The 24715-nt window shown below is 63.8% G+C and carries 25 protein-coding genes; 1 reads left to right on the top strand and 24 read right to left on the bottom strand.

Features of this window, described 5'->3' with window-relative positions:
• Nucleotides 1–18: 18 nt before the first annotated feature.
• From XI06_RS08460 to XI06_RS08400, 13 genes are all read right to left on the bottom strand, one after another.
• Complete coding sequence (locus XI06_RS08460) at nucleotides 19–792, bottom strand: SDR family NAD(P)-dependent oxidoreductase (RefSeq protein ID WP_271605033.1); 774 nt, start codon at nucleotides 790–792, stop codon at nucleotides 19–21.
• A gap of 20 nt (nucleotides 793–812) precedes the next feature.
• Complete coding sequence (locus XI06_RS08455) at nucleotides 813–1820, bottom strand: ABC transporter ATP-binding protein (RefSeq protein ID WP_237859161.1); 1008 nt, start codon at nucleotides 1818–1820, stop codon at nucleotides 813–815.
• Between the two features lie 15 nt (nucleotides 1821–1835).
• Complete coding sequence (locus XI06_RS08450) at nucleotides 1836–2666, bottom strand: carbohydrate ABC transporter permease (protein WP_237859162.1); 831 nt, start codon at nucleotides 2664–2666, stop codon at nucleotides 1836–1838.
• A 4-nt stretch (nucleotides 2667–2670) separates the two neighbouring features.
• Complete coding sequence (locus tag XI06_RS08445; RefSeq protein ID WP_237859163.1) at nucleotides 2671–3543, bottom strand: carbohydrate ABC transporter permease; 873 nt, start codon at nucleotides 3541–3543, stop codon at nucleotides 2671–2673.
• Nucleotides 3544–3692: 149 nt separating this feature from the next.
• Nucleotides 3693–4946 carry an ABC transporter substrate-binding protein gene (locus XI06_RS08440; protein ID WP_237859450.1) on the bottom strand — a complete coding sequence of 418 codons (1254 nt, stop codon included), beginning with the start codon at nucleotides 4944–4946 and terminating at the stop codon, nucleotides 3693–3695.
• Nucleotides 4947–5270: 324 nt separating this feature from the next.
• Nucleotides 5271–6221, bottom strand: a complete 951-nt coding sequence (locus XI06_RS08435; RefSeq protein ID WP_237869839.1) for a sugar-binding transcriptional regulator — start codon at nucleotides 6219–6221, stop codon at nucleotides 5271–5273.
• A 15-nt stretch (nucleotides 6222–6236) separates the two neighbouring features.
• A complete protein-coding gene (locus XI06_RS08430) occupies nucleotides 6237–6890 on the bottom strand; it encodes an HAD family hydrolase (RefSeq protein WP_237859166.1) in 654 nt (217 codons plus the stop codon).
• Nucleotides 6891–6970: 80 nt separating this feature from the next.
• Nucleotides 6971–8890, bottom strand: coding sequence for a nitric oxide reductase activation protein NorD (locus XI06_RS08425; RefSeq protein WP_271605032.1), 1920 nt, complete (start codon nucleotides 8888–8890; stop codon nucleotides 6971–6973).
• Between the two features lie 3 nt (nucleotides 8891–8893).
• Nucleotides 8894–9703: a CbbQ/NirQ/NorQ/GpvN family protein gene (locus XI06_RS08420; RefSeq protein ID WP_271605031.1), complete on the bottom strand. Its 810-nt coding sequence runs from the start codon at nucleotides 9701–9703 to the stop codon at nucleotides 8894–8896.
• A 63-nt stretch (nucleotides 9704–9766) separates the two neighbouring features.
• Entirely contained in the window at nucleotides 9767–11113 is a 1347-nt protein-coding gene (locus tag XI06_RS08415) for a cbb3-type cytochrome c oxidase subunit I (protein ID WP_237859169.1), read from the bottom strand.
• 38 nt (nucleotides 11114–11151) lie between these two features.
• The gene (locus XI06_RS08410; protein WP_237869843.1) at nucleotides 11152–11604 is read right to left on the bottom strand and encodes a c-type cytochrome; all 453 of its coding nucleotides are present in this window, start codon (nucleotides 11602–11604) and stop codon (nucleotides 11152–11154) included.
• A 114-nt stretch (nucleotides 11605–11718) separates the two neighbouring features.
• Nucleotides 11719–11979 carry a cytochrome C oxidase subunit IV family protein gene (locus XI06_RS08405; RefSeq protein ID WP_237859452.1) on the bottom strand — a complete coding sequence of 87 codons (261 nt, stop codon included), beginning with the start codon at nucleotides 11977–11979 and terminating at the stop codon, nucleotides 11719–11721.
• Nucleotides 11979–12557 carry a cytochrome c oxidase subunit 3 family protein gene (locus XI06_RS08400; RefSeq protein WP_271605030.1) on the bottom strand — a complete coding sequence of 193 codons (579 nt, stop codon included), beginning with the start codon at nucleotides 12555–12557 and terminating at the stop codon, nucleotides 11979–11981. The genes XI06_RS08405 and XI06_RS08400 overlap by 1 nt, the downstream gene beginning before the upstream one ends.
• A gap of 173 nt (nucleotides 12558–12730) precedes the next feature.
• Between XI06_RS08400 and XI06_RS08395 the strand changes: the two genes are divergently transcribed.
• Nucleotides 12731–12886: a hypothetical protein gene (locus tag XI06_RS08395; RefSeq protein WP_271605029.1), complete on the top strand. Its 156-nt coding sequence runs from the start codon at nucleotides 12731–12733 to the stop codon at nucleotides 12884–12886.
• Here XI06_RS08395 and XI06_RS08390 read toward each other — a convergent pair.
• The 11 genes from XI06_RS08390 to XI06_RS08340 all read right to left on the bottom strand — a co-directional run bounded on the left by XI06_RS08390 (nucleotide 12812) and on the right by XI06_RS08340 (nucleotide 24687).
• A complete protein-coding gene (locus XI06_RS08390; RefSeq protein WP_271605028.1) occupies nucleotides 12812–13231 on the bottom strand; it encodes a sensor histidine kinase in 420 nt (139 codons plus the stop codon). The two genes, XI06_RS08395 and XI06_RS08390, sit on opposite strands and share 75 nt — an antisense overlap.
• 328 nt (nucleotides 13232–13559) lie before the next feature.
• The gene (gene mmsB / locus XI06_RS08385; RefSeq protein WP_237859178.1) at nucleotides 13560–14750 is read right to left on the bottom strand and encodes a multiple monosaccharide ABC transporter permease; all 1191 of its coding nucleotides are present in this window, start codon (nucleotides 14748–14750) and stop codon (nucleotides 13560–13562) included.
• Complete coding sequence (gene mmsA, locus XI06_RS08380) at nucleotides 14747–16324, bottom strand: multiple monosaccharide ABC transporter ATP-binding protein (protein WP_237859455.1); 1578 nt, start codon at nucleotides 16322–16324, stop codon at nucleotides 14747–14749. Before mmsA ends, mmsB begins: the two co-directional genes overlap by 4 nt.
• A 63-nt stretch (nucleotides 16325–16387) precedes the next feature.
• The gene (gene chvE, locus XI06_RS08375) at nucleotides 16388–17461 is read right to left on the bottom strand and encodes a multiple monosaccharide ABC transporter substrate-binding protein (protein ID WP_271605027.1); all 1074 of its coding nucleotides are present in this window, start codon (nucleotides 17459–17461) and stop codon (nucleotides 16388–16390) included.
• A gap of 74 nt (nucleotides 17462–17535) precedes the next feature.
• The gene (locus XI06_RS08370) at nucleotides 17536–18414 is read right to left on the bottom strand and encodes an SMP-30/gluconolactonase/LRE family protein (protein ID WP_237859458.1); all 879 of its coding nucleotides are present in this window, start codon (nucleotides 18412–18414) and stop codon (nucleotides 17536–17538) included.
• Nucleotides 18414–19490 (bottom strand): aldose epimerase family protein, encoded by a 1077-nt coding sequence (locus XI06_RS08365; protein WP_237859179.1) that lies wholly within the window; start codon nucleotides 19488–19490, stop codon nucleotides 18414–18416. The genes XI06_RS08370 and XI06_RS08365 overlap by 1 nt, the downstream gene beginning before the upstream one ends.
• A 2-nt stretch (nucleotides 19491–19492) precedes the next feature.
• A complete protein-coding gene (locus XI06_RS08360; protein WP_237859180.1) occupies nucleotides 19493–20419 on the bottom strand; it encodes a Gfo/Idh/MocA family protein in 927 nt (308 codons plus the stop codon).
• Nucleotides 20416–21183, bottom strand: a complete 768-nt coding sequence (locus XI06_RS08355) for a FadR/GntR family transcriptional regulator (RefSeq protein WP_237859181.1) — start codon at nucleotides 21181–21183, stop codon at nucleotides 20416–20418. The genes XI06_RS08360 and XI06_RS08355 overlap by 4 nt, the downstream gene beginning before the upstream one ends.
• Complete coding sequence (yjfF, locus tag XI06_RS08350) at nucleotides 21180–22160, bottom strand: galactofuranose ABC transporter, permease protein YjfF (RefSeq protein WP_271605026.1); 981 nt, start codon at nucleotides 22158–22160, stop codon at nucleotides 21180–21182. The genes XI06_RS08355 and yjfF overlap by 4 nt, the downstream gene beginning before the upstream one ends.
• Nucleotides 22157–23149: an ABC transporter permease gene (locus tag XI06_RS08345; protein WP_237859183.1), complete on the bottom strand. Its 993-nt coding sequence runs from the start codon at nucleotides 23147–23149 to the stop codon at nucleotides 22157–22159. Before XI06_RS08345 ends, yjfF begins: the two co-directional genes overlap by 4 nt.
• Nucleotides 23146–24687: a sugar ABC transporter ATP-binding protein gene (locus XI06_RS08340; RefSeq protein WP_237859184.1), complete on the bottom strand. Its 1542-nt coding sequence runs from the start codon at nucleotides 24685–24687 to the stop codon at nucleotides 23146–23148. The genes XI06_RS08345 and XI06_RS08340 overlap by 4 nt, the downstream gene beginning before the upstream one ends.
• Nucleotides 24688–24715: the final 28 nt, after the last annotated feature.

The raw sequence follows: 24715 nt of genomic DNA, 5'->3' as shown, positions 1-24715 counted from the left end.
TCAGTTTTGACGGCAAGCCTACCAGCAAGTGTAGCCGCCATCCACCAGCACGATGCTGCCGGTCATCAGGCTCGCGGCCTCGGATGCCAGGAACAGGACGACCGAGGCGATCTCCTCGACCTGCCCCATCCGCGCCATCGGGGTTCCACCGATCCAGGCGTCGTACATTTTCGGGGTGCTTTTCACGAAGGCGTTGAGCGGCGTGTCAATGTAGGTCGGCGCGACCGCATTGACGCGGATGCCGCGAGCGCCCCATTCAGCGGCCAGCGACTTGGTCAGATGGTGCACGCCGGCCTTGGAGGCATTGTAGAAGCACTGCTCCTGCGGCTTGTTGACGATGAAGCCGGACATCGATCCGACATTGACGATGGCGCCGCTCTTGGCCTTGAGCATGTGCTTGCCGAACTCGCGGCAGCACCAGAAGGTGCCGTTAAGGTTGACGTCGATGACGTTGAGCCAGTGCTCGTCGGTCACGGTCTCGGCCGGGGTTTCGCTACGCGCAATGCCGGCGTTGTTGACGAGGACGTCGACCTTGCCGTGCCGGGCGACGAGATCGTTCGCCACCTCCGCGACGCGCTTGGTATCGGTGACGTCCATGATGGCGGTCTCGACGTCAAAACCCTTCGCCTTCAGGCTGGCCTTGGCGTCGCCAGCGACCTTGCTATCGCGGTCGCCGATGATCACCTTGGCGCCGGCCTCGGCCAGCGCTTCCGCGCAGGCGAGCCCAATGCCCTGCCCTCCGCCGGTGATGAACGCGGTCTTGCCGCTCAGCTTGAATTTTTCCAGGTACATGGTCGTATTCCCGTTTCTTGTCAGTTCCTGATCGCATTGCCGCTCGCGTCGAAGCGGTGGATGCGCGCGGGGTCCGGCACCAGCGACACGCGGTCGCCGGCATGCAGGCTCAATTCGCCGATGTAGCGCGCGGTCAGCATCCCGAGCGGCCCGGCATCGACATAAAGAAATGTGTCGCTGCCGAGGTGCTCGGCGACCGCGATCGTGCCCTGCCAGCCGCCACCGCCGTCGCGCTCGATCTTGAGATGCTCCGGCCGTACGCCGATCGTAGCGGCGCCCCTCTGCGCGGCACTGTCGCCGGTGACAAAATTCATCTTGGGCGAGCCGATGAAGCCGGCAACGAAAAGATTGGCAGGCCGCTCATAGAGCTCCAGCGGCGAGCCATATTGCTCGATCTTGCCGGCGTTGAGCACGACGATCTTGTCGGCCATGGTCATCGCCTCGACCTGGTCGTGCGTCACGTAGATCGCCGTGGTGCCGAGCTGCTTCTGCAGCCGCGTCACCTCGATGCGCATCTGCACGCGCAGCGCGGCGTCGAGATTGGAGAGCGGCTCGTCGAACAGGAACCCCTTGGGCTCGCGGACGATGGCGCGTCCGATCGCAACGCGCTGGCGCTGGCCGCCGGAAAGCTCGCGCGGCTTGCGGTCAAGATAAGGCGTCAGGTTCAGCGTCGCAGCGGCCGCCTCGACCTTGCGGTTGATCTCGTCCTTGCGCAAACCTGCCATCTTCAGGCCGAAGCCGATATTGCCGCGCACGCTCATGTGCGGATAGAGCGCGTAGGACTGGAACACCATCGACAGCCCGCGCTTGGCCGGCGGCGTGTCGACGACGTTCTTGCCGTCAATCAGGATGGCGCCGCCGGTGACGTCCTCGAGGCCGGCGATCAGCCGCAGCAGCGTGGTCTTGCCACAGCCGGAAGGGCCGACGAAGACGACGAAGGAGCCGTCGGCGATGTCGAGATCGGCGCCCTTGATGATATGCACGGGGCCGAAGGATTTCTGCACGCCCTGAAGTGTGATCTGACCCATGATCCGGCAGCCCCTTTATTTCACCGCGCCGAAGGTGAGCCCGCGCACGAGCTGCTTCTGGCTGAACCAACCGAGGACGAGAATGGGCGCGATCGCCAGCGTCGAGGCCGCCGACAGCTTTGCCCAGAACAATCCTTCCGGACTTGAATAGGAGGCAATGAACACCGTCAGCGGTGCGGCCTCCGAAGTGGACAGGTTGAGCGTCCAGAACGCTTCGTTCCAGGCCAGGATAAGATTGAGTAGCATGGTCGAGGCCAGCCCCGGGATCGCCATCGGCGTCAGCACGTAGATGAGCTCGCGGCCGATCGTAGCGCCGTCCATGCGCGCGGCTTCCAGGATGTCGCGCGGGATTTCCTTGAAATAGGTGAACAGCATCCAGATCACGATCGGCAAATTGCCGAGGCAGAGGATGAAGACGAGGCCGATGCGGGAATCGAGCAAGCCAAAGGTCTTGTAGATCAGGTAGATCGGCACCAGCACGCCGACCGGCGGCATCATCTTGGTCGAAAGCATCCAGAGCAGGATGTCCTTGGTACGCTTGGTCGGCGAGAACGCCATCGACCAGGCAGCGGGGACTGCGATCAGGAGCGCAATCAGCGTCGAGCCGCCGGCGATGATGATCGAGTTCATCGCATGGTGGAAATAGTCGCTGCGCTCCTGCACGGTCGCATAGTTTTCCGTGGTCCAATGGAAGAACAGGAAGGATGGCGGGATCGCGAAGGCTTCCAGCTCGGTCTTGAAGCTCGCCAGCACCATCCACAAGATCGGGAAGAAGATCAGAAAGCCGAAGAACCACGCCCCGATCGTCGAGATCACCACCCGCTGCGTTGTTGACTTGCGCGCCATGATTTCAGGCTTCCAGGTTGCGGCCGACGATGCGGACCAGGAAGAAGGCGACGATATTGGCGATGACCACCGCGACGAGGCCGCCCGCCGAGGCGCTGCCGACGTCGAACTGGATCAGCGCCTGCGAATAGATCAGGAAGGCGATATTGGTGGTTTGCAGGCCCGGTCCGCCGCCGGTGGTGACGAAGATTTCGGCAAACACCGTCAGTAGGAAGATGGTCTCGATCAGGATCACCACGGTGATCGGGCGGGCCAGATGCGGCAACGTGATGTAGATGAAGGTCGAGATGGCGCTGGCACCATCCATCTCGGCCGCTTCCTTCTGCTCTTCGTCGAGCGATTGCAGCGCGGTCAGCAGAATCAGCGTCGCAAACGGCAGCCATTGCCAAGCCACGATCAGGATCACCGAGAACAGCGGCACGTCGTTGAACCAGTCAACCGGCGTCAGCCCGACCAGCTTGGCCAGCCAGGCGAACAGGCCGGAGACCGGATGCATCAACAGGTTCTTCCAGACCAGCGCGCTCACCGTCGGCATCACGAAGAACGGCGCGATCACCATCAGGCGCACGAAGTTGCGACCGACCACAGGCTGGTCCATCAGCAGCGCCAGGGGAATCCCGAGCAGGATCGTCAGCGCCAGCACCGAGCCGACCAGCACCAGCGTGTTCTGGAGCGAGGCGAGAAAGGCCGGATCGGTGAGGAAGTAGCGGAAGTTTTCAAGCCCGACGAACGATTCCGAACCGGGATCGAGCAGGCTGTAATGCAGCGTCGAGAAATAGATCGTCAGCGCGAGCGGAACGATCATCCAGATGAAGAGCAGTCCGACGGCCGGGGTCAGGAGCGATCGCGCAAGAAACTGCGTCTGCCGGGTTGCCATCCTCGGGATCTCCCTCAGAGCGCTTTCGAGCGAAGTGGCGGCGGCTTCGCGGAAAGAAAACGCGTCAAAATAAAACTTCGGGAAGAAGGCGGCCATCCATCGCGCAAGGAGTGGATGGCCGCAAGTTTGAGCTCAGGGAGAGCTCGGGTTCACTTGATGTAACCGGCGCGCTTCATCTCGCGCTCGGTGGCAGATTGGGCCGCAGCCAACGCCGCGTCGACCGTCATCGATCCCGCAAGCGCAGCCGAGAACTGCTGCCCGACTTGCGTGCCGATGCCCTGGAATTCGGGGATCGCGGCATATTGCACGCCGACATAGGGCACCGGCTTCACGGTCGGCTTGTTCGGGTCGGCAGCGTCGATCGAGGCCAGGGTCATCTTGGCGAAGGGCGCCGCCTTCACATACTCGGGGTTCTGGTAGAGCGAGGTACGCGTACCCGGCGGCACGTTGGCCCAGCCCTCCTTCGAGGCCACGAGCTTGGTGTAGTCCTTGCTCGTTGCCCAGGCGATGAACTTCTCGGCGGCGTCGGCCTTCTTGGAGCCTGCGGGAATAGCCAGACTCCAGGCCCACAGCCAATTGGCGTTCTTGCCGAGCCCGGTGTTGGGCGCCAGCGCAAAGCCGACCTTGTCCGCAACCTTCGAGTCCTTCGGGTTGGTGACGAAGGACGCCGCGACCGTCGCGTCGATCCACATGCCGCACTTGCCGGCGTTGAACAGCGCGAGGTTCTCGTTAAAACCGTTCGAACTCGCGCCGGGAGGGCCGGCGTCCTTCATCAGATTGACGTAGGTCGTGAGCGTGGTCTTCCATTCCGGCGTGTTGAACTGCGGCTCCCATTTCTCGTCGAACCAGCGCGCGCCATATGAATTGGCCATTGCCGAGAGGAACGCCATGTTCTCGCCCCAGCCGGCCTTGCCGCGCAGGCAGATGCCGTAGACACCACCGTTCTTGTCGGTGAGCTTCTTGGCGGCATCGATGATGAAATCCCAGGTCGGCTTTTCCGGCATCTTCAGGCCGGCCTTGTCGAAAAGATCGGTGCGGTACATCACCATCGAGCTCTCGCCGTAGAATGGCGCGGCATAGAGCTTGCCGTCGACGGAGACCGCGTCCCTGATCTTGGGCAGGAGGTCGGCAACGTCATAATCGGCGCCGAGATTGGCGAGCGGCACCAGCCAGCCCTTCTTGGCCCAGATCGGCACCTCGTAGGTGCCTATGGTCAGCACGTCGAATTGGCCTCCCTTGGTGGCGATATCGGTGGTGACCCGCTGGCGCAGCACGTTCTCCTCCAGCGTCACCCATTTCACTGAGATATCAGGGTTTGCCTTGGTGAATTCACCGGTCAGCCCCTGCATGCGGATCATGTCGCCATTGTTGACGGTGGCGATCGTCAGGGTCGTTTCGGCCATCGCAGGGACGGCAAGCAGTACGGACGCGCCGCAGACGGCGCCCAGAAATCGTTTCACGGTGTCCTCCCTCAACTCGCGTGTTGAGCATATGCCCACGCGTTGGGCGTATGTTCGGCTGAGGTGCCGCGCTTGTCAAGCAGGCCCGCGGGCGTTTCGGCAACTTATGAGTGCTGCGGTGCGACAAACCTTCCCCATCATGCCCCGCGAAAGCGGGGCATCCAGTACTCCGTCAATCGGCTGGTTTGCCTTAAGGGGGGCCGCGGCGTACTGGATCGTCCGCTTTCGCGGACGATGACGGCGGCGCAAGTAGCGAGATCGGGCGCCCTACCGCTCCAGAATCGCCCTTGCGGTGGCCTCGTCCGTGATCAGGCCGTTGATCAGGCGCCCGTTCAGCGCCGCTGCGATCGCGGACACTTTGGCCGCACCGACCGCCGCTCCGATGGTCGTGGTCTTCGCCGGCACCTCCGGCGGGATACTGGTGAGGCGCTTGTTGGTGCCGGCCTTGAGCAGGCGGCCCTTGGAATCATAGGCCCAGCCGGTGATCTCGCCGATCGCGCCCTGCCGCATCATCTCGAACAATTCATCGCGCGTGACGAAACCATCGACATGGACCTGAGCCTTCTGGTCCATCTGGCCGATACCGACGAGACGCAGATCCGCCTTGGCGGCGACCGCCTTGACCTTCGCGATCGGCTCGATGCGAACCATCTTATTGCGCTCGTCCTCCGACGACATCAGGAACGGCAGCGGCATCGGATAGTGCCGTGCGCCTGTGCGGTCGGCGAGCCGGCCGACGGTGTCGTAGAAGCTCGCCGAGCCGTCGGCGGAGATGTTGCCGACCAGCGAAACGATCTGGTGGTTGGGCCGGTCGATCGGGGTGACGCGCTCGACCGCGGCGCGCACTGCCCGCCCCGTGCCGAGCGCAACGATCACGGGCGTCTCCGAGCGCAGCGTCGCATCGAGCAGATTGGCACAACGCTCGGCAATCCCGGCGTTGGACTGCGGCGCGGCTAGATCGGTAGGCACGACCTCGCAGTGGCCGAGATCAAAGCGCTCCTTCAGGCGCGCCGCCAGCTCCATGCAGGCCGCGATCGGATGTTCGAGCCGGAAGGTAATCAGCCGCTCGGCGAGGCACAGCGAGACCAGCCGCTGCGCCGAGGCGCGCGACACCTGAAGCATTTTTGCGATCTCGTCCTGGGTGTGGCCGGCAATGAAATAGAGCCAGCCGGCGCGCGCCGCGTCGTCGAGCCTGGATTTTTCGTTCTCGGCGGCCATGCGGCCTCACGCCCCCTAGAAATCGCTCATCTGCGCGAAGACCCGATCGGCCCCGGCGGCGGACAATATAGCGCGACCGTCGCGGCTCCGATAATGGGCACCGCCGACAAATCCCCAGACCATCATCCCGGCTGCCTTGGCGGCCTGGACGCCGCTGACACTGTCCTCGATTACCAGCGTGCGAGAAGGGCTGGCCTGCATCTTGCCCGCCGCATGGAGAAAGAGATCCGGAGCCGGCTTGCCGTGCCTGACCATCTGCGCGGTGTACAGCCGGTCGCTGAAATGCGGCGCGAGACCGGTAACATCCAGCGACAGCGAGACCCGGTCGAGGTCGCTCGACGATGCGACACAGCTTGGCGTCTTCAATTCGGACAGCACTGTGCCGACGCCGGGGATCGGCTGCAGTGCCTCGGCAAACGTCTCGAGCACGCGCGCCTTCAGTCGGAGGAGGAATTCGCTGGGCAGAACCTGGCCGAGGTCGCGATAATGCTGCTCGATCGCCCTCGTGCTGCGTCCGAGAAAGAGCTGGAGCGCCTGCTCCACACTGAGCTGAAGGCCGAACTCCGCCAGGACCTCGGACAGGCAGCGACAGCTCAGCAGCTCACTGTCGACGAGCACGCCGTCGCAATCGAAGATGATCAGATCGGGTTTTGGCCGGCCCAGGTCCATCCGGTCATTCGATCATATACCCACTAGATGAGCAATAGTTCACAGAGGGAACATGATGCCTCGATGGTTGTCCTGCGACCTCAGGACACCACCTGCCGGTAGAATGCCGGCAGCGCGGCGGGCAGCCGCCTGATGTTGCCGACGATGGCGTAGCCGCCACGGCCGAACAGCGTCGGGAAATAAGATTGTGCCGTGGCATCCACCGTCACGCCGAAAACAGAGCTGCCAAGCCGGCGCGCTTCCTGCACGGATTTGCGGGTATCCTCGAGCGCAAAGCGCCCCTCATAGTGGTCGACGTCGTTCGGCTTGCCGTCGGTGAGGACGAGCAGCAACTTCTTGCGCTGTGGCTGACGGGCTAACTCGGCCGAGGCATGGCGCACCGCGGCGCCGATCCGGGTGTAATAGCCGGGCTTCAGTGCGCCGATGCGGCGCTCCACTGTCCCGCTCATCGGCTCGCCAAAGGCCTTGACCGTCTCGAGCCGCACCCAATTGCGACGGCGCGAAGTGAAGGTGAGAATGCTGTGGTGGTCGCCGCAGGCCGACAGCCCATGGGCGAGCACCAGGAGTGCCTCCTTCTCAACGTCGAGCACGCGGTACCCGTCGACCCAGGCATCCGTCGAGAGCGAGACGTCGACGAGCAGCGTAACGGCGAGATCATGGCCCTGCGGTCGCATCGCCATGTGGACGCGATCGATACCACCATTGCTGCTGCCCGCACGCAGGTCGCACCGCGCGCGCACGAGCGCATCGAGATCGAGGTCGTATCCGTCGGTCTGGGCGCGCAACAATTCATGACGCGGCCGCAACACTTCGAAATGGCGACGCACCTGGCGGACGCGCCGGCGCATGGCATCATCCGGCGCCCAGCTTTCACCTTGCTCGGAGGCCGTCCCCGCGAGCACGCGGCAATGATCGGGCAGATAGGATCCGCTGCGATAATCCCATTCGGGATAGGTCAAGTCAGCGCTCAATGGCAACGCATCAAGCGCTTCCGGCGGCAGGTCGAGATCGAATTTGAAGCGGCTTGCCGGCTTGCCGCTGCGGCGGCTGAGCATGATTTCCTCGAGGTCGTCGGCAGCCTTTTGCGCGTCCTCGTCGTCGTTATCGTCGTCCGGACGGTCGACGTTGACCATCTCGGCCATCGCCAGGATCTTCTCGAAGCGGTTGAGCACGAAGGGATCGCGGCGGGTGGTATTGTCCTCGCGTTCGCGCACGGCAAAGCGCTTGCGATTGTCCTGGGTTGCGGCCTCCGAGGCAGCTGCGCACTCGTCGTCTCCGGAATGCACGGGCGAGAGCTCGCGCGTCCAGCAATCGCCCCAGAGCGGACACGGCAGAATTGAACGATAGCCCGGCGGCGCCTTGTCCGGCAGCGGGCCAGTTCCCATCATCGCCGGCCACAATCTGCCTGCGGGTGCCTTTCCGGCCCCGAGCAGGGCCAGCACGATCTGCTCGACCTCCTGCTCGACGCGCGGCAGGGGGCGCTTCGGCCGGGCAGCCGCGGTTGCCGCGGCGAGTTGCGCATAGTCGGCGATGAGCCCGGGAAATTGCGTGAGCACCCAGACAGCCGTCTCGCTCGCCCGACGCAGCACCAGAAGATCCCGCCGCAGCAGATCGTCCTCCGCAATCACCTCGACCGGCGCGGCGGCGAACCATACAGCGAGCCAGCGATAGAGCACGGCGTTCAGCGCGCGGTCGGCAAAGATCGCGATGCGATCGGGCAGGAAGATGGTTGCGGCGTCGCGGCCCGGCTGCTCCAGACGCTCATCGCCGAGGCCGATGCGTTGCCGCCAGCCGAGCCGATGCCCGGACTTGCGCGCACCGGCGCTCGCGATCTGCACGCCCGTCTCTCCGCCGAGCGCGCGGAACATGACCGCGATCCGGCCCCTCACCTCGCTGAGCGAGACCGCATCATCATCGTGGACTGGATAGCTTGCGGTGCCGCCGACCATCCGGTGCCAGGCACGGCCGACCGTCTCCTCCAGTTCGAGGAAGTCGAGCATGAGTCACCCGATCACGGCACGCGCGACGTCCAGCAGTGCCGCCTTGACGTCGGCGTCATCGGTCAAAGGCTCGATCATGCCGGCAAGGACCGCGTCGGCGACCGGCGTGCCCGCGGCGATCAGGGTCGCGCAATAGATAACGAGCCGGGTCGAGACGCCCTCTTCCAGATCATGGCCCTTGAGCGCACGCAGCCGCCCGGCCAGCGTGACCAATGGCCGTATGCGATCCAGCGGCAGCCCGCTCTCGGCGGAGACCACGGCAATCTCCTGCTCGGCCGGCAGGAAGCCGAACTCGATGGCGACGAAGCGCTGCCGCGTCGACGGCTTCAGCGCCTTGAGCAAGGTCTGATAGCCGGGATTGTAGGAGACCACGAGCATGAAGCTTTTGGGGGCCGCAAGCTCCTCGCCGGTGCGCTCCAGCGGCAGGATGCGCCGGTCGTCAGTCAGCGGATGCAGCACCACGGTGACATCCTTGCGCGCTTCAACGACTTCGTCGAGATAGCAGATGCCGCCCTCGCGCACCGCGCGCGTCAGCGGACCGTCGGTCCACACGGTGTCACCGCCCTTCAGCAGATAGCGCCCGGTGAGATCGGCAGCGGTGAGATCGTCGTGGCAGGCGACGGTGTGCAGCGGCAGCCCGAGGCGCGCTGCCATGTGCGCGACGAAGCGCGTCTTGCCGCAGCCGGTCGGCCCCTTCAACAGTACCGGAAGCTGATTTCGCCAGGCATGCTCGAACAATGCACATTCGTTGCCGCTGGCGACATAGGCCGGGAGCACGGGGACCGAGCTTACGGTGTGAAGGGCAGGTTTCATGACGTCTCTCCGGGCTTTCCAGGAAGTGGGCGGCCGCGGCGAACTGCGGCCGCCGTTTCTCGTTTATTCAGCCGGTTGCAGCGCAGCCGGAATGACCGCCCGCTTCTCGCGACCGGGCACCAGCACCGCCCAGACGAACATCAGCGCGGAGATGGCGACGAACACACCGGAGCCGAGCCGGACCCAGTAGAACATCGCGAGCTGGTCCTGCACGTCCATGTAGCTCTGGCCGAGCACCCGCTGCAGATGAACCTGGACCACGCCGGCGAAGGTCAGCGCAAAGGTCATCACCATCATGGCCGTGCACATGATCCAGAAGCTCGTCATGGACAGCCACTGGTTATAGGGCGCACGTCCCTTGATCTGCGGGATCGCGTAGGCCATCACCGACAGGTTCAGCATCACATAGGCGCCGAAGAAGGCGAGATGGCCGTGCGCAGCGGTCACCTGCGTACCATGGGTGTAGTAGTTCACCGAGGACAGCGTGTGCAGGAAGCCCCAGACGCCTGCGCCCAGGAACGCCATCACCGAACAGCCGACCGACCACAACAGCGCAGCGCGGTTCGGATGCTTGCGGCCGGCCTTCCAGGTCATCTGCACCGTGAAGATCACCATGGTGAAGAACGGTGCGACCTCGAGCGTCGAGAACAGCGAGCCGATCCACTGCCAGTAGCCAGGGGCGCCGATCCAATAGAAGTGGTGGCCGGTGCCAAGGATGCCGGAGAACAGCGCAAGGCCGATGATGACATAGAGCCACTTCTCCACGACCTCGCGATCGATGCCGTTCAGCTTGATCATCAGATAAGCGAGGACGGAGGCCATGATCAACTCCCAGACGCCCTCCACCCAGAGATGGACGACGTACCACCAGTACATCTTGTCGACCGCGAGATTGGCCGGGTTGTAGAAGGCGAACAGGAAGAAGATCGCGACACCCCACAGGCCGAACAGCAGGATGTTGGTCACCGTGGTCTTGCGGCCCTTGAGCGCCGTCATGGTCACGTTGAACAGGAACATCAGGCAGACCACGACGATGCCGACCTTGATGATGAAGGGCTGTTCGAGGAATTCGCGGCCCTCATGATAGTGGAAGAGATAACCGACAACCGCCACGCCTGCGGCGCCGAAGAACATCCAGAACTGGATCTTCGCCAGCAGCGGGCTGTACAGCTCGGTCTCGGTCTCCTCCGGCAGCAGATAGTAGGTCGCGCCCATGAAGCCGATCAACGACCACACGATCAGCGCGTTGGTGTGGATCATCCTGACGATGTTGAACGGCAGCAGCACCGACAGCGTATTGGGCAGGACGTAGATCGTCCCGGCGAGCAGGCCGAACAGCACCTGGGCCATGAACAGGGTCAGCGCGCCGTAGAAATACAGCATCGCGACTTTCTGGGTCTGATATTTCATCTCGGGTTCTCTCTGTCTTGAAAGAAGAAGCAGCGCGCTCAGCCGGCCTGGTTCGGCGGCCAGCTCTGACGCTTGATCGTCGAGGTCCATTGCAGGAAGTCGGCGAGATCGTTGAGCTCCTGGTCGGTGAGATTGAACTGCGGCATTTGCCGCCGCCCCGGCGCGCCCGAGGGCTGCGACTGCATCCAGGCCTTCAGCGTCTCGCGGGCGGCGGCCGGATCCTCCTTGCCGCCCCAACGATCCCAGACATTGCCGACTTCAGGAGCGAAATAGGCACCCTCGCCCAGCAGCGTGTGGCAGTTGATGCAGGAATTGCGCTCCCAGACGTGCTTGCCGCGGGCGACCGACGCCGTCAGCGTCGTCGCGTCCGTAGAGGTCGTGGTCATGTAGTAATGGCTGTGCGCCGTCAGTCCGATGAAGATGGCGAAGAAGAAGGCCGAGCCGCCGTAAAAGACGTTTCGAGCGGCCGACTTGGTCAGGCGTTCAGCCATTGCCAATCCTTTCCGTTTGAGTCCTGAAGAAATGCGATCGTGTGATTTATTGCCAATTGCCACCGATCGCTCTTTGACGAAGAGCAAGTAGCGCGTCGATGCGCGGCATCGCGGTCAAACCAGGGCGACGATCGCGGATGCGAGCCAGGCGAACAGCACGACGATGAGGACCCAGGCGCTGACGAGACCGCGCCAGAGCGCCGGCGCAGCTCGAAGATCGAAGAAGTCGAGCACGATACGGCGTCCCTTGAGCGCAGCGAAGATCAGCAGAAGGGCATTGCCGAGCAGCGGGCGTGCGACGAGCGGCGGAACCAGAAGGGTTGCAAGCGCGAGGCCGAGCAGCACAATCCAGGCGATGTCGATGCGATCCGGAATCACTGCTGCACCAGATAGATGATCGGGAACATGACGATCCACAGCAGATCGACCATGTGCCAGAAGGCGGCTCCCGTCTCTACGCCGGTCACGCTGGCGCTCCGGGAAACCAAGGCCAGAATCACGATGCCGAGGCAGACATGCATGAGATGGAAGCCGGTCAGGAGAAAATACAGCGTGAAGAACGGGCTGGTCTCCAGACCATTTCCGAGCGCGATCTCGCCGGCATATTCGAACAGCTTGGCCGCGATGAAGAAAGCGCCAAGCGCCATGGCTGCGAACAGCCAACCGCGCGCAGCCTGCCTGCGGGAAGCGCGCGCGGCGGCCGTGGCACGCGCTGCGGCCCAGCCGCTGGTCACCAGAACCAGCGTATTGAGCCCGGCGAGATGGGAATCAAGAGTGGCCTGCCCCGCCGCAAACATCGCGGGATGGATCGCCCGGGCGATCACGAAGGCGCCGAGAAACAAGCCGAAGGTGGCGAGCTCGCTGAAGATCAACACCCAAATCATGGGATCCCCGGGAAGACCTTCCAGGATGCCCCAGCCGGTCTCTCCTTGCTCGCAATCCGTCGTCGACATCTGATTTCCGCATCAAGACGCCGAATCGATATCTCACCGGCGCGGTTTTGACTTTGTCGCCGCACAAACAGTGCAACCAGCCGGAGCCGCGTTTGCGCTACCGCAACGTTGCGCGGGTCCCTCCATAATATCGTGAATCGATATGACGACTCCGAACAACGGCTGATGATGACATGAGTGAAGCACAACTCGGACTGATGACCGCGACGCCGATCATCATCGTCTTTGCCATCGCGCTGCGGCGCATGGGGGTGCTATCGACCGTTGCGACCATATCGGCGGTGAGCCTTTCCGTCGCGATCGCGACAGTGCTGTTCACGACACAATAATCCGGACGCCGCGGATCGGGGGGCGCGATCAGCTCGCCCGGGATCGCCGATCGGGCGCCGTCTCGGCAGGACTAACCGAAACCGCGAGCCTTCACCGGGCTTGCTTTCGAGTCGGAGCTGTCCGCCCAATCGATCCACGACGATGCTGTGCACGATGTGCAGGCCAAGGCCACTCGCGCCGTCATGCCGGCGCGTGGTGAAGAAGGGATCGAAGGCCCGCCGGTCCACGTCGGGCGCCATGCCACAACCGTCGTCGGCAAACAGCAGCTCGATATGTCCATGGCCTGCTGCGCGGAGCGAGACATCGATCTTCCCTGTTTCGCCACCAGAGAAGGCATGCGTCATCGCGTTAATGGCTCTGGCGTGAATCGCCTCGCTCAAAACAGAACAAAGGCGCCGATCAACAAACCTGCAGCGAAGGAGCAGAGCCCTAAGGTGCAGACGGAAACGATGCGCAAGAGGATGCGAAGCCGCCCCTCAAATTCATCGTCTGTCATCTCGTGGATATGAGCCGCCACTGGTGCTGCCCTGCCCGTGCCCTGCTCGGCACCCCCCGGATTTAGACTCCAAATCATGGTCATCGCGAGGCACTGGTTCTAATCGCGACGCCGTGATCGAAATTGACGAAAATTGTAGCGGCGCCGGAGCCTCCCCCCGCGAGGTGATTTTGCGCCTACCGCCGCTGGTTATAGACGTCGATGCACACGGCTCCGAGCAGCACCAGGCCCTTGATGACCTGCTGGTAGTCGATGCCGATGCCGAGGATGGACATGCCATTGTTCATCACGCCCATGATCATGGCGCCGACCACGGCACCGCCGACACGGCCGACGCCGCCATAGGCCGAAGCGCCACCGATGAAGCAAGCGGCGATGACGTCGAGCTCGAAGCCGAGGCCGGCCTTCGGGGTCGCGGTGTTGAGGCGCGCAGCGAAGACGAGACCGGCGAGCGCGGCGAGCACGCCCATGTTGACGAAGGTGAAGAACGTCAGCCGCTCGGTCTTGATGCCCGACAGGCCTGCCGCCTTCGCATTGCCACCCACGGCATAGATCTGGCGGCCAATCACGGTACGGCGGGTGACGAAACCATAGAGCGCGATCAGGACGCTCATGATCACGAGCACGTTGGGCAGGCCGCGATAGGTCGCGATCAAATAGGTGAAATAAAGCACGGCACAGGCGAGCACGACACTCTTGCCGAGGAAGAACGCGTAGGGCTCAACCTCGATGCCATGCGACACCTCGCGCGCGCGGCTCTTGGCGCTGGCGTAGACCAGACCAAGTGCCAGCACCGCACCGATCAGCATCGAGGTGGGATGCAGCGTGCCGGCCTCCGGCAGCACCTCCGGAATGAAGCCCGACGACAGCTTTTGGAAGGTCGACGGGAACGGCCCGAGCGACTGGCCCTGCAACACGGCAAGCGCGAGGCCCTTGAACACCAGCATGCCCGCCAGGGTCACGATGAAGGATGGGATCTTGAAATAGGCGACCCAATAGCCCTGCGCCGCGCCGATAGCCGCCCCGACCGCGAGACAGATAAGGAAGGCGAGCGTGTAGTCGACCTTGTATGTCACCATCAGAAGAGCGGCGACCGCACCGACGAAGCCCGCGACCGATCCGACCGAGAGGTCGATATGGCCGGTGACGATCACCAGCAGCATGCCCAACGCCATGATGACGATGTAGCTGTTCTGGAGCACCAGGTTCGTCAGGTTCAACGGCTGCAACAGCGTGCCGCTGGTCATGACCTGGAAGAACAGCATGATCGCAATCAGCGACATCAGCATGCCGTAGTTGCGCAAATTGTTTTTGATGAAGCTGCCGTGCCGGCGCTCCTCAGGCAGCGACACCGTCTTGTCGGTCATAGCTGCGATCCTCCCATCTCAGCGGCCTTGGCCGCGCCGTTTCCGTTGCTTCGTTCGTTGCGCATGATAGCGCGCATGATGCTTTCTTGTGTCGCCTCAGCGCCCGGGAACTCGCCGACGAAGGCGCCGTCGTTCATGACGCAGATACGGTCGCAGATGCCGAGTAGCTCGGGCATCTCCGAAGAGATCACCACGACGCCGCGGCCGGCCTCCGCCAGTTCGTTGATAATACAGTAAATCTCGTATTTGGCACCGACGTCGATGCCCCTTGTCGGCTCGTCCAGGATTAGCACCTTTGGGTCGGTCATCAGCCATTTCGACAGGACGACCTTCTGCTGGTTCCCGCCGGAAAGCTGGCCGGTCTCCTGGTAGACGTCGGAGCAGCGAATCCGCATCCGGTTGCGGTAGTCGCTCGCGACCTTCAGCTCGGCGATGTCGTCGATCACCCGCCCCGGCGCGACCTGGTCCAGGCTTGCCAGTGTAATGTTCTTGCGGACGTCGTCGGCCAGGATCAGGCCGAGCTGCTTGCGGTCCTCGGTGACATAGGCAAGGCCGGCGTCGATCGCGGCGGCGACGCTCGGCAGCACGATCTCATGACCCTCAAGGGCAATGCGGCCGCTGATATTGGTACCCCAGGAGCGACCGAATAGGCTCATGGCGAACTCGGTGCGACCGGCCCCCATCAGCCCGGCGATGCCGACGACCTCACCGCGCTTGACGCCAAAATTGACGTTCTTGATCACCTGCCGTTCCGGATGGATGGGGTGATAGACTGACCAGTTCGAAACCTGGAGCACGGGCTCGCCGATCTTGGCGCTGCGCTCGGGGAAACGATGGGCAAGGTCACGGTTGACCATGCTGCGGATGATGCGGTCTTCCTGGATCGGCTCGGCGCGGCAGTCGATACCGTCGACGGTGCGTCCGTCGCGCAGCACGGTGATGTGGTCGGCGACGCGGGCGACCTCATTGAGCTTGTGCGAGATCAGGATCGAGCCGATGCCCTGATCGCGGAACTTCATCAGGCGCTCGAGCAGTGCCGCGCTATCGGCTTCGTTCAGGCTCGCGGTCGGCTCGTCCAGGATCAGCATCCTGACGCGCTTGGACAACGCCTTGGCAATCTCGACCAGCTGCTGCTTGCCGACGCCGAGATCGGTGATCAGCGTATCCGGCGATTCCTTCAGGCCGACCTGCGCGAGCAGCTCGCGCGTGCGCCGGTAGACCTCGTCGCGATCGATCACGCCGAATTTTGACGGCGGATGCGAGAGAAAAATATTCTCCGCGATCGACATCAGCGGAATCAGGGCCAATTCCTGATGGATGATGATGATCCCGAGCGCCTCGGAATCGTTGATGTCGCGGAACCGGCGCTCCTCGCCCTCGAAGACAATGGTGCCTTCGTAGCTGCCCGCCGGATAAACCCCGCTCAGCACCTTCATCAAGGTTGATTTGCCGGCGCCATTCTCGCCGACGAGGGCATGGATCTGCCCGGCTTCGACCGAGAAATTGACGTCACGCAGCGCCTGCACACCGGCAAAGCTCTTGCTGACGTTGCGCATTTCCAGCATGGCGGTCATCGCATTGCGTCCCATCCGTTACGTCCCTCCCCCCGCGAACGGGGAGAGGGAAACTTGAGAGTCTTACTGGAACTGCGACTTCTTGTAGTAGCCGCTGTCAATCAGGGTCTTCTCCCAATTGTCCTTATACACCACGACCGGCTTCAGCAGATAGGAGGGTACGGTCTTGGCGCCGTTCTCGTAGGTCTTGGTGTCGTTGACCGTGACCTGCTTGCCGGCCAGCGCGGCATCGACCATGTCGGCGGTCACCTTGGCGAGATCGCGGGTGTCCTTGAAGATGGTCGAATACTGGTCGCCCCGCAGCATCGCCTTGATCGACGGCACTTCGGCGTCCTGTCCCGAGATGATCGGCATCGGCTGGTCGGCGCTACCATAGCCTACGCCCTTCAGCGAGGAGATGATACCGATGGAGATGCCGTCATAGGGCGACAGCACCGCATTGACCTTCTTGTTGCCGTAGTAGGCGCTGAGCAGATTGTCCATGCGGGCCTGGGCGGTGGCACCGTCCCAGCGCAGGGTTGCAACCTTGTCCATGCCCATCTGACCGGAGGCGACGACCAGCTTGCCGCTGTCGATATACGGCTTCAGCACGCTCATCGCGCCGTTGTAGAAGAAGAAGGCGTTGTTGTCGTCGGGCGAGCCGCCGAATAGCTCGATGTTGAACGGACCCTTGCCTTCCTTCAGGCCAAGCCCCTTCTCGATCGATTGCGCCTGGAGCACGCCGACCTGGAAATTGTCGAAAGTCGCGTAATAGTCAACGTTCGGCGTACCGCGGATCAGGCGGTCATAGGCGATCACGGTGATGCCTTTCGCCTTGGCCTGCTTGAGCACGTCGGACAGCGTGGTGCCGTCGATCGCGGCGATCACCAGCGCGTTAGCTCCCTTCGTCACCATGTTCTCGACCTGCGAGAGCTGGTTCGGAATATCGTCCTCGGCATATTGCAGGTCGGTGTTGTAGCCACGCTCCTTCAGCACCTTCACCATGTTGTCGCCGTCTGCAATCCAGCGCGCCGAGGATTTCGTCGGCATGGCGATACCAACGGTCTTCTTGTCCTGTGCGGAGGCGGTGAGACCTGTAACCATCGTGGCGGCGCCGGCCAGTGCTATCGCAAGAAATGTCGTCTTCAATTTCAACATGCTTCACTCCCTTTGGGTGTCAGACTGTTTGTTAGTGTCGTGCAGTACATCGGTAAAGGTCGGTTTCGGGTCTCCTATGCGAGCTTGACGTCGGGCTCCGCGCGACCGCGCGCGGATGCTTGTAACACAAAAGTGCAGCCGGCCTGTGGGTCGGCGGCGCGCGCCTCTGCGTCCATGTCCTGCCAGGCCGAAGTGACCAGCAGGCGCGATAGATCAGGACCGACGAAAGCAGGGCAGCTTGCCTGCTTGGCCGGCACATGCAGCGAGCGCACGCGCTCGCCTTGCGGAGAATAGACATCGACGCGACTGGCGCCCCAACAGGCATTCCAGATCTGTCCATCCGCATCGCACACCGAGCCGTCAAGGCCGCCGACGCCGGAGTGGCGCAGCAACACCTCAGGCTCGCCGCGCGGCAAGCCCGTGTCGGGATTGAGCGGCACCGCATAGAGCACGGCGCGCGCGGTGTCGGTGAAATATCCCATGGCGCCATCCGGCGAGAAGCAGATCGAGTTCGGGATGCTGATGCCCGGAAACAGCGTCGAGATCTTGCCGCGGTGGAGCGCATAGATCGCCCCCAGACCTCGTTCGGCATTGCGTCCCATCGTCCCGATCCAGAACGTGCCGGATTGATGCACCCGGCAATCATTGGAGCGTGTCGCGGGATTGTCCGGTTCGAGCGGGCAGAACAACGTCATGGCGCCATCGGCGAGTGTGCGGATGTAACAGCCATCCTCCGCGACAACGAGCTGGCGCTCGGCATCGATCCGCCCCAGTGCGCTCGCCATCCGGCCCAGCGCGTGGATTCGGATCGCGCCGCTGCCGAGGTGAGCCTCGAAGAGCTTCCCCTCGCGAATGTCAAACCACCAGGCGGTGTCGGTGGCCGCGTCATAGGTCGGGCCTTCACCGAGATGACACTGCTCGCCGGAGAGAACGGTCGTCGGCACCTCTTCCATCATGGCGCCCTCACCGCGAAGCGATAGACGGTGTGATGTCGATAGACGCTGCCGGGATCGAGGCGCGGGCTCGGAAAATCCGGCCGGTTCGGCGAGTCGGGCCACATATGCGGCTCCAGGCACAACGCGTCCGATTGCCGGATCAGCTTGCCGCCCTTGCCCGAGATCGTGCCGTCGAGATAGTTGCCGGAATAGACTTGCAGGCCGGGCTGGTCGGTGAACAGCTCCATGATCCGTCCTGAAAGCGGCGCTTCCAGCCGGGCAGCAAGCGCGAGCTTGCCGTCGCGCGCGAGGCAATAGGTGTGATCGTAGCCCCTGCCGTTCTGCAATTGCTGATCGCCTTCGCGGATGCGCGCACCGACGGCGTGAGCCTCGCGGAAATCAAAGGGCGTGCCGGCCACGCTGCGCGGCGGCTCCGGCAGCGGGATGGCGGTGGGATCGATAGCGAGGAAGTGGTCGGCATTGACCGTTAGCTTGTGATCCAGAGTGGACGCACCCGAGGTCGCGCCTTCCAGATTGAAGAAGCTGTGATTGGTGAGGTTCACGATTGTCGACCGGTCGGTTCGTGCCTCCATGATCAGCGACAGCTCGGTCGGGCCTGTGACGCGATAGGTCAGGCGCACATCGAGTTTGCCGGGGTACTTCTCCTCGCCATGCGGACTCGTATAGGTCAGCGTGACCGCAGGGCTGGCGCCGTCGTCGATCTCAGCAATGTCCCAGAGCTTGCGGTCGAAACCATCGAGGCCGCCATGCAACGCATTGGGGCCGTTGTTGACGGGAAGCTGGAAGGCCTCGCCATCCAACGAAAACCGGCCGTTGGCGATGCGGTTGGCGTAGCGGCCCACGGTGGCGCCAAAGAACTTCCGTTCGGCGAGATAGCCGGCAAAGGTGTCATGGCCGAGCACGATGTCGTCGGTGCCGCCTTTGGCATCCGGTGCGATCAGCGTCTGGATCACGGCGCCATGGGTGATGATGCGGACCTCAAACCCGCCCTCCCCACGCAGCACGACACGCTCGACACTGCGTCCATCCGGCAGTGTTCCGAACACGTCCTTCGCTATTTTCGCACCAGCCATATCTAGTCCACAAACGGTTCGACGATACTACGCTTGCCGAGCAGGAAAGAGTCGGCGACGAGGCGAAGCGGTGCCAGGTCGACGTCGCTCGCGCCTGATGCCGCGAGCTTGACGAAGTGACGGTAGAGCTCTCGATATTCCTCATCGGGCGCGTCGGCAACAACCTTGCCGTCCACCGCCATGATCCTTCCACCGCGGGACAAAGTCATCTGGCCCTGATCGGTTTCCGCGACGATATCCCAGCTCTGCGGCCCGGTCTGACGAAAATCGAACTCGGCCCTGATAGGCAGACCGCCGATGTCGGTCAGCGTCAGGTTCGCCGCAATCGGTGACTGGCAATTGGCCGGGAAGGCAAGCTCGGCCGCGGTGACGAATACCGGCCTTGGCAGGATGCGGGTCAGGATCGAGAGCGCATTGATGCCGGGATCGAACACGCCGAGCCCGCCTGGCTCCCAGATCCAGGTCTGGCCGGGATGCCAAACGCGGACGTCTTCCTTCCAGATGATGTGAACGGACTTGATCCGGCGCGTCGCCAGCCATTCGCGGGCGGGCTCGACCGCCGGGGCGTGGCGCGAATGCCAGGTCGCAAACAAGGTCCGCTTTGCATCGGCCGCCATTGAGACCAACGGATCGAGTTCGGCAACGCCGATGCCGGGCGGCTTCTCCAGCATGACATGCTTGCCGGCGGCGAGCGCCGCCGCAGCCTGGGCGCGGCGCACCTGCGGCGGTGTGCAGAGCGACACCGCGTCGATCTCCGGACCCTTCTCCAGCAGTTCCTCGACGGTCGCAAAATGCGGCAAACCCGGCAGCGAGGCGTTACGACTGGCCACGGCGGCAAGCACGGCGCCCGGCGTCGCGGCGATCGCGCCGACATGCTGGTCGCGCGCGATCTTGCCGAAGCCGACGATGGCAATACGAAGAGCTGTCACGGATGTTCTCCAGATTCTGCAGGCGCGGCCGGTGCTGTCTCGGCCGCCGTGCCCTTATGCCGGCGCATGCCGTTGTGAATGACGAAGGCCATGGCCTCGGCCGCCGCGTCGGCGTCACCTTCTGCGATCGAATCGACGATCTTCTGGTGCCAGAGCAAGGTAATCTCGCGGTCTTCCGTCCCCGCAGGTGCACTGAGCATGAACGCCGTACGCAAGGCAGCCTCGATCACGTGACCGATGGAGCGCATGAACGGATTGCCGGATGCGCGCGCCACCGCAAGGTGCAAGGCGAGGTCCGCTTCGGCAAAGTCGACGGACTCGGACGTCTCCTGCCTCATGCGGTCCATGCTGCGCTGAAGCTCGGCGATGTCTTCTTCTGAACGGCGCCTGGCCGCGAGCGCCGCCGCGCGCGGTTCGACCGCAAGACGTATCTCCGCGAGGTCGTTGAGAAAGCGCCGGTCGATGCCGGCGTCGAGATGCCAGGCCAGCACATCGGCGTCGAACATGTTCCAGGCGGCGCGCCCGCGCACGACGGTGCCAACCCGCGCCTTGGTCGTGAGCAGGCCCTTGGCGACCAGCGTCTTCACGCTTTCGCGCAACACCGGCCGCGACACGCCGAACATCGCCGTCAGCTCGGCATCGCCCGGAAGCCGCACCCCTTCCGCATATCGGCCGGCGATGATGTCGACGCCGATCGAGCGGGACACCTCCGCGTGGTTGGAATGGGCCCGTCGTGTCGGGATGACGACGATGCGCGAGGTCATGAGGCTACTCCCGCGCGCGCTGCCGTCGGCCGGCGCGCCAGCGCGACAAGGCCCTGTTGAAGAGCGATGAAGGCGAACAGCAGAATGCCGGTCGCGATCTTGGTCCACCAGCTCGACAGCGTGCCGTCGAAATTGATGTAGGTCTGGATCATGCCCTGGATCAGCACGCCGAGGAAGGTACCGATCACCGAGCCCTGCCCGCCCGTGAGCAGCGTGCCGCCGATCACCACGGCAGCGATGCTGTCGAGCTCCACGCCGACAGCGGAGAGCGAATAGCCAGCGCTGGTGTAGAACGAGAACACGATGCCGGCAGTGCCTGCGAGCAGGCTCGAGAGCATGTAGATCTTTATCGTCATCTTGCCGACCGCAACGCCCATCAGGCTCGCGGTCGCCCGGCCGCCCCCGAGTGCATAGACATTGGCACCGAACCGGGTGAGACGCAGCAACAGGATGCCGCCGATCAAAATCACGAGCATGATGATCGCGATCGCGCTCAGCCGTCCGCCCCCAGGCATCCGCAACGCAAAGTCTGACACGGTCGAATAGACAGGCGCGGTGATCGGCACCGATTCCGTCGAGAGCAGGAAGCCGGCACCGCGCGCCAAGAACATGCCGGCCAACGTCACGATGAAGGGCGGCAGGTCGAAAACGTGGATGACCGCTCCCATCGCCGCTCCGAAGGCCGCCGAGAGCACGAGGATGGCGACGAATGCGACCAGCGGCGGCACGCCCCAGCGTTCGATCGCCAGCGCGACGAACACAGTGGTGAAGCCGATCACGGAGCCGACCGAGAGATCGATGCCGCCGGAGATAATGACGAAAGTCATGCCGGTCGCGACGATGCCGAGGAAGGCATTGTCGGTGAGGAGATTGCCGACCACGCGCGTGGAGGCAATGTTGGGAAATTGCACCGCGCAGAGCGCGAAGCCCACGACGAGCACAATGGCCGTGATCAGGACGGGCGGGAGGCCTTTCATGGTTTCGTCCTCCGCAGCCGCGCCATGATGCCGGCAAAGCCGGGCAGCTTTGGCGATTGCAGCAGCAGCACCGCGAGCACCACCACGGCCTTGACCAGCAAATTGAACTCCGGCGGATAGCCCGACAGCAAGATGCCGGTATTCATGGTCTGGATGATCAGCGCACCCAACACGGCCAAAACGAGGCTGAAGCGGCCGCCGAACAGCGAGGTGCCGCCGATCACGACCGCAAGAATCGCATCGAGCTCGAGCCAGAGGCCGGCATTGTTCGCATCTGCCCCCATGATGTCGGCCGCGGCGATCACGCCCGCGAGCGCGGCGCAGACGCCGCACCAGACATAGACCGCCAAGATCATCGCACGGGTGCCAACGCCGGCAAGCTCGCTCGCCCGCGCATTGCCGCCCGTTGCCTCGATCAGGAGGCCGAGCGCCGAGCCGCGGACCACCGCGCCAGTGAGGATCAGCATGCCGAGCGCAATCGCGATCGGGACCGGGACGCCGAGAATGGCGCCGTTACCGAGCCAGACCAGGTCCGGTGAGGTAAAGGTCACGATCCGTCCCTCGGTGATGAGCTGGGCAATCCCTCGCCCTGCCACCATCAGGATCAGCGTCGCCACGATCGGCTGCATGCCGAGCACGGCGACAAGGAAACCATTCCACAATCCGCAGACGAGGCCGGCGCCGAGCGCGGCCGCCAGCACGACCGGCAGGCTGTGACTGTCGGCAAGGCTCGCGGCGATCGCTCCGCAGATGGCCATGACCGCGCCGACAGAGAGATCGATGCCACGCGTTGCGATCACGAGCACCATGCCGAGCGAGAGCAACGCCACCGGCGTGCCGCGATTGAGCACGTCGATCAGGCTGCCGAACAGGCGGCCGTCCTGGAGACGGAGGTCGAAGAATTGCGGCGATACCACGCGGTCGACCGCGAGGATGACGATCAGCGCGAGGATCTGGGCCAGGCCGCGACGCGGCAACAGCATCGTCATGCCCGAGCCTCTTGCATCGCTGCGCCATCGGCGGCGATGGCCGCGAGGATATTGGTGACGTCGATGGTCTCGCCCGCGAGCTCCTCGACATGGGCGCGATCGCGCAGCACGACTACGCGATCGGAATAGGTCACGATCTCGTCGAGCTCGGAGGAGATCACGAGCAGCGCCAGCCCGTCGTCGCAGAGCTCGCGGATCAGGCGGATGATCTCGGCATGCGCGCCGACATCGATGCCGCGCGTAGGTTCGTCCAGCACGAGGAGCCGCGGCGAAGTCGCGAGCCAGCGCGCCAGTAGCGCCTTTTGCTGATTGCCGCCGGAGAGCAGGCCCACCGGGCGCTCGGGATCGGGCGGGCGGATGTCGAGCATTTTGACGTAGCGTTTCGCGATCTCGTCCTGCTCACGGCGCGACAGCGGCCGATGCAGGCCGCGCTTGGCCTGAAGCGCGAGCACGATGTTCTCGCGCACGGTGAGCTCGGCGACGATGCCGTCGGTCTTGCGCTCCTCCGGGCAATAGCCAAAGCCGTGACGTACGCCGTCACGCGGCGACTGCAGTCGCACGGGGGCGCCCTCCACCCTCGCCTGCCCGCCATCGGAGCGCTCGGCGCCGAACACCAGCCGCGCCGTCTCGGTGCGGCCCGATCCGAGCAGCCCGGCAAGGCCGACGACCTCGCCATGGCGCAGCTCGAGATTGAACGGCGCGACATAGCCGGCCTTGCCGTAATTCTCGAAACTCGCACAGACCTCGCGTGGCGGACGGTCGCTCGCCGTCGCCCGCGCGCCGGTGGTCTCGGCGAGCTCGCGCCCGAGCATCATCCGGATCAGCTCGAGCCGCGGCAGCGAGGCCGTCTCGCGCTCGCCGACCAGGCGGCCGTTGCGCAGCACCGTGATCCGATCGGAGATCTCGTAAACCTGATCGAGGAAATGGCTGACGAAGACAATGCCGATGCCGCGCTTGGCAAGCTGGCGCATGATGCCGAAGAGGATCTCGACCTCGTGACGGTCGAGGCTCGCGGTCGGCTCGTCCAGAATCAGCACGCGTGCGGAAAGATCGACGGCGCGCGCAATCGCGGTGACATGTTGGATGGCCACCGAATAATTGCCGAGCGGCGCTGCGACATCGATGTCGAGGCCGAACTCGGTCAGCAGCGCTTTGGCGCGGCGACGCATCTCGCCTTCGCGCACGATGCCGAAGCGCATCGGCTGGCGGTCGAGAAACAGGTTCTGCGCCACCGACAGGTTCGGCAACAGATTGACTTCCTGATAGACGGTGGCAATGCCGGCCTCGAGTGCTGCCTTGGACGAACGCGGCGCAACCTCGTCGCCGCCCAGCCTGACAACACCGGCATCGCGCGGGAACACGCCGGTAACGACCTTGATCAGCGTGGATTTGCCGGCGCCGTTCTCACCGAGCAGCGCATGAATCTCCCCGGCGCGAAGCGTGAAGTCGACCTCCTGCAACGCGCGCACCGCACCAAAGCTCTTGCTGATCCCGCGCACCTCCAGGAGGGGCGGAGCAGGATCAAGGCTGTTCTCCATAACGACGTCACTCCCACCGGCGCCCGCT

The sequence above is a fragment of the Bradyrhizobium sp. CCBAU 11434 genome, from assembly GCF_028128895.1.
Classification (GTDB): Bacteria; Pseudomonadota; Alphaproteobacteria; order Rhizobiales; family Xanthobacteraceae; genus Bradyrhizobium; species Bradyrhizobium zhengyangense.
This window is presented reverse-complemented; position numbering and strand designations above follow the sequence as displayed.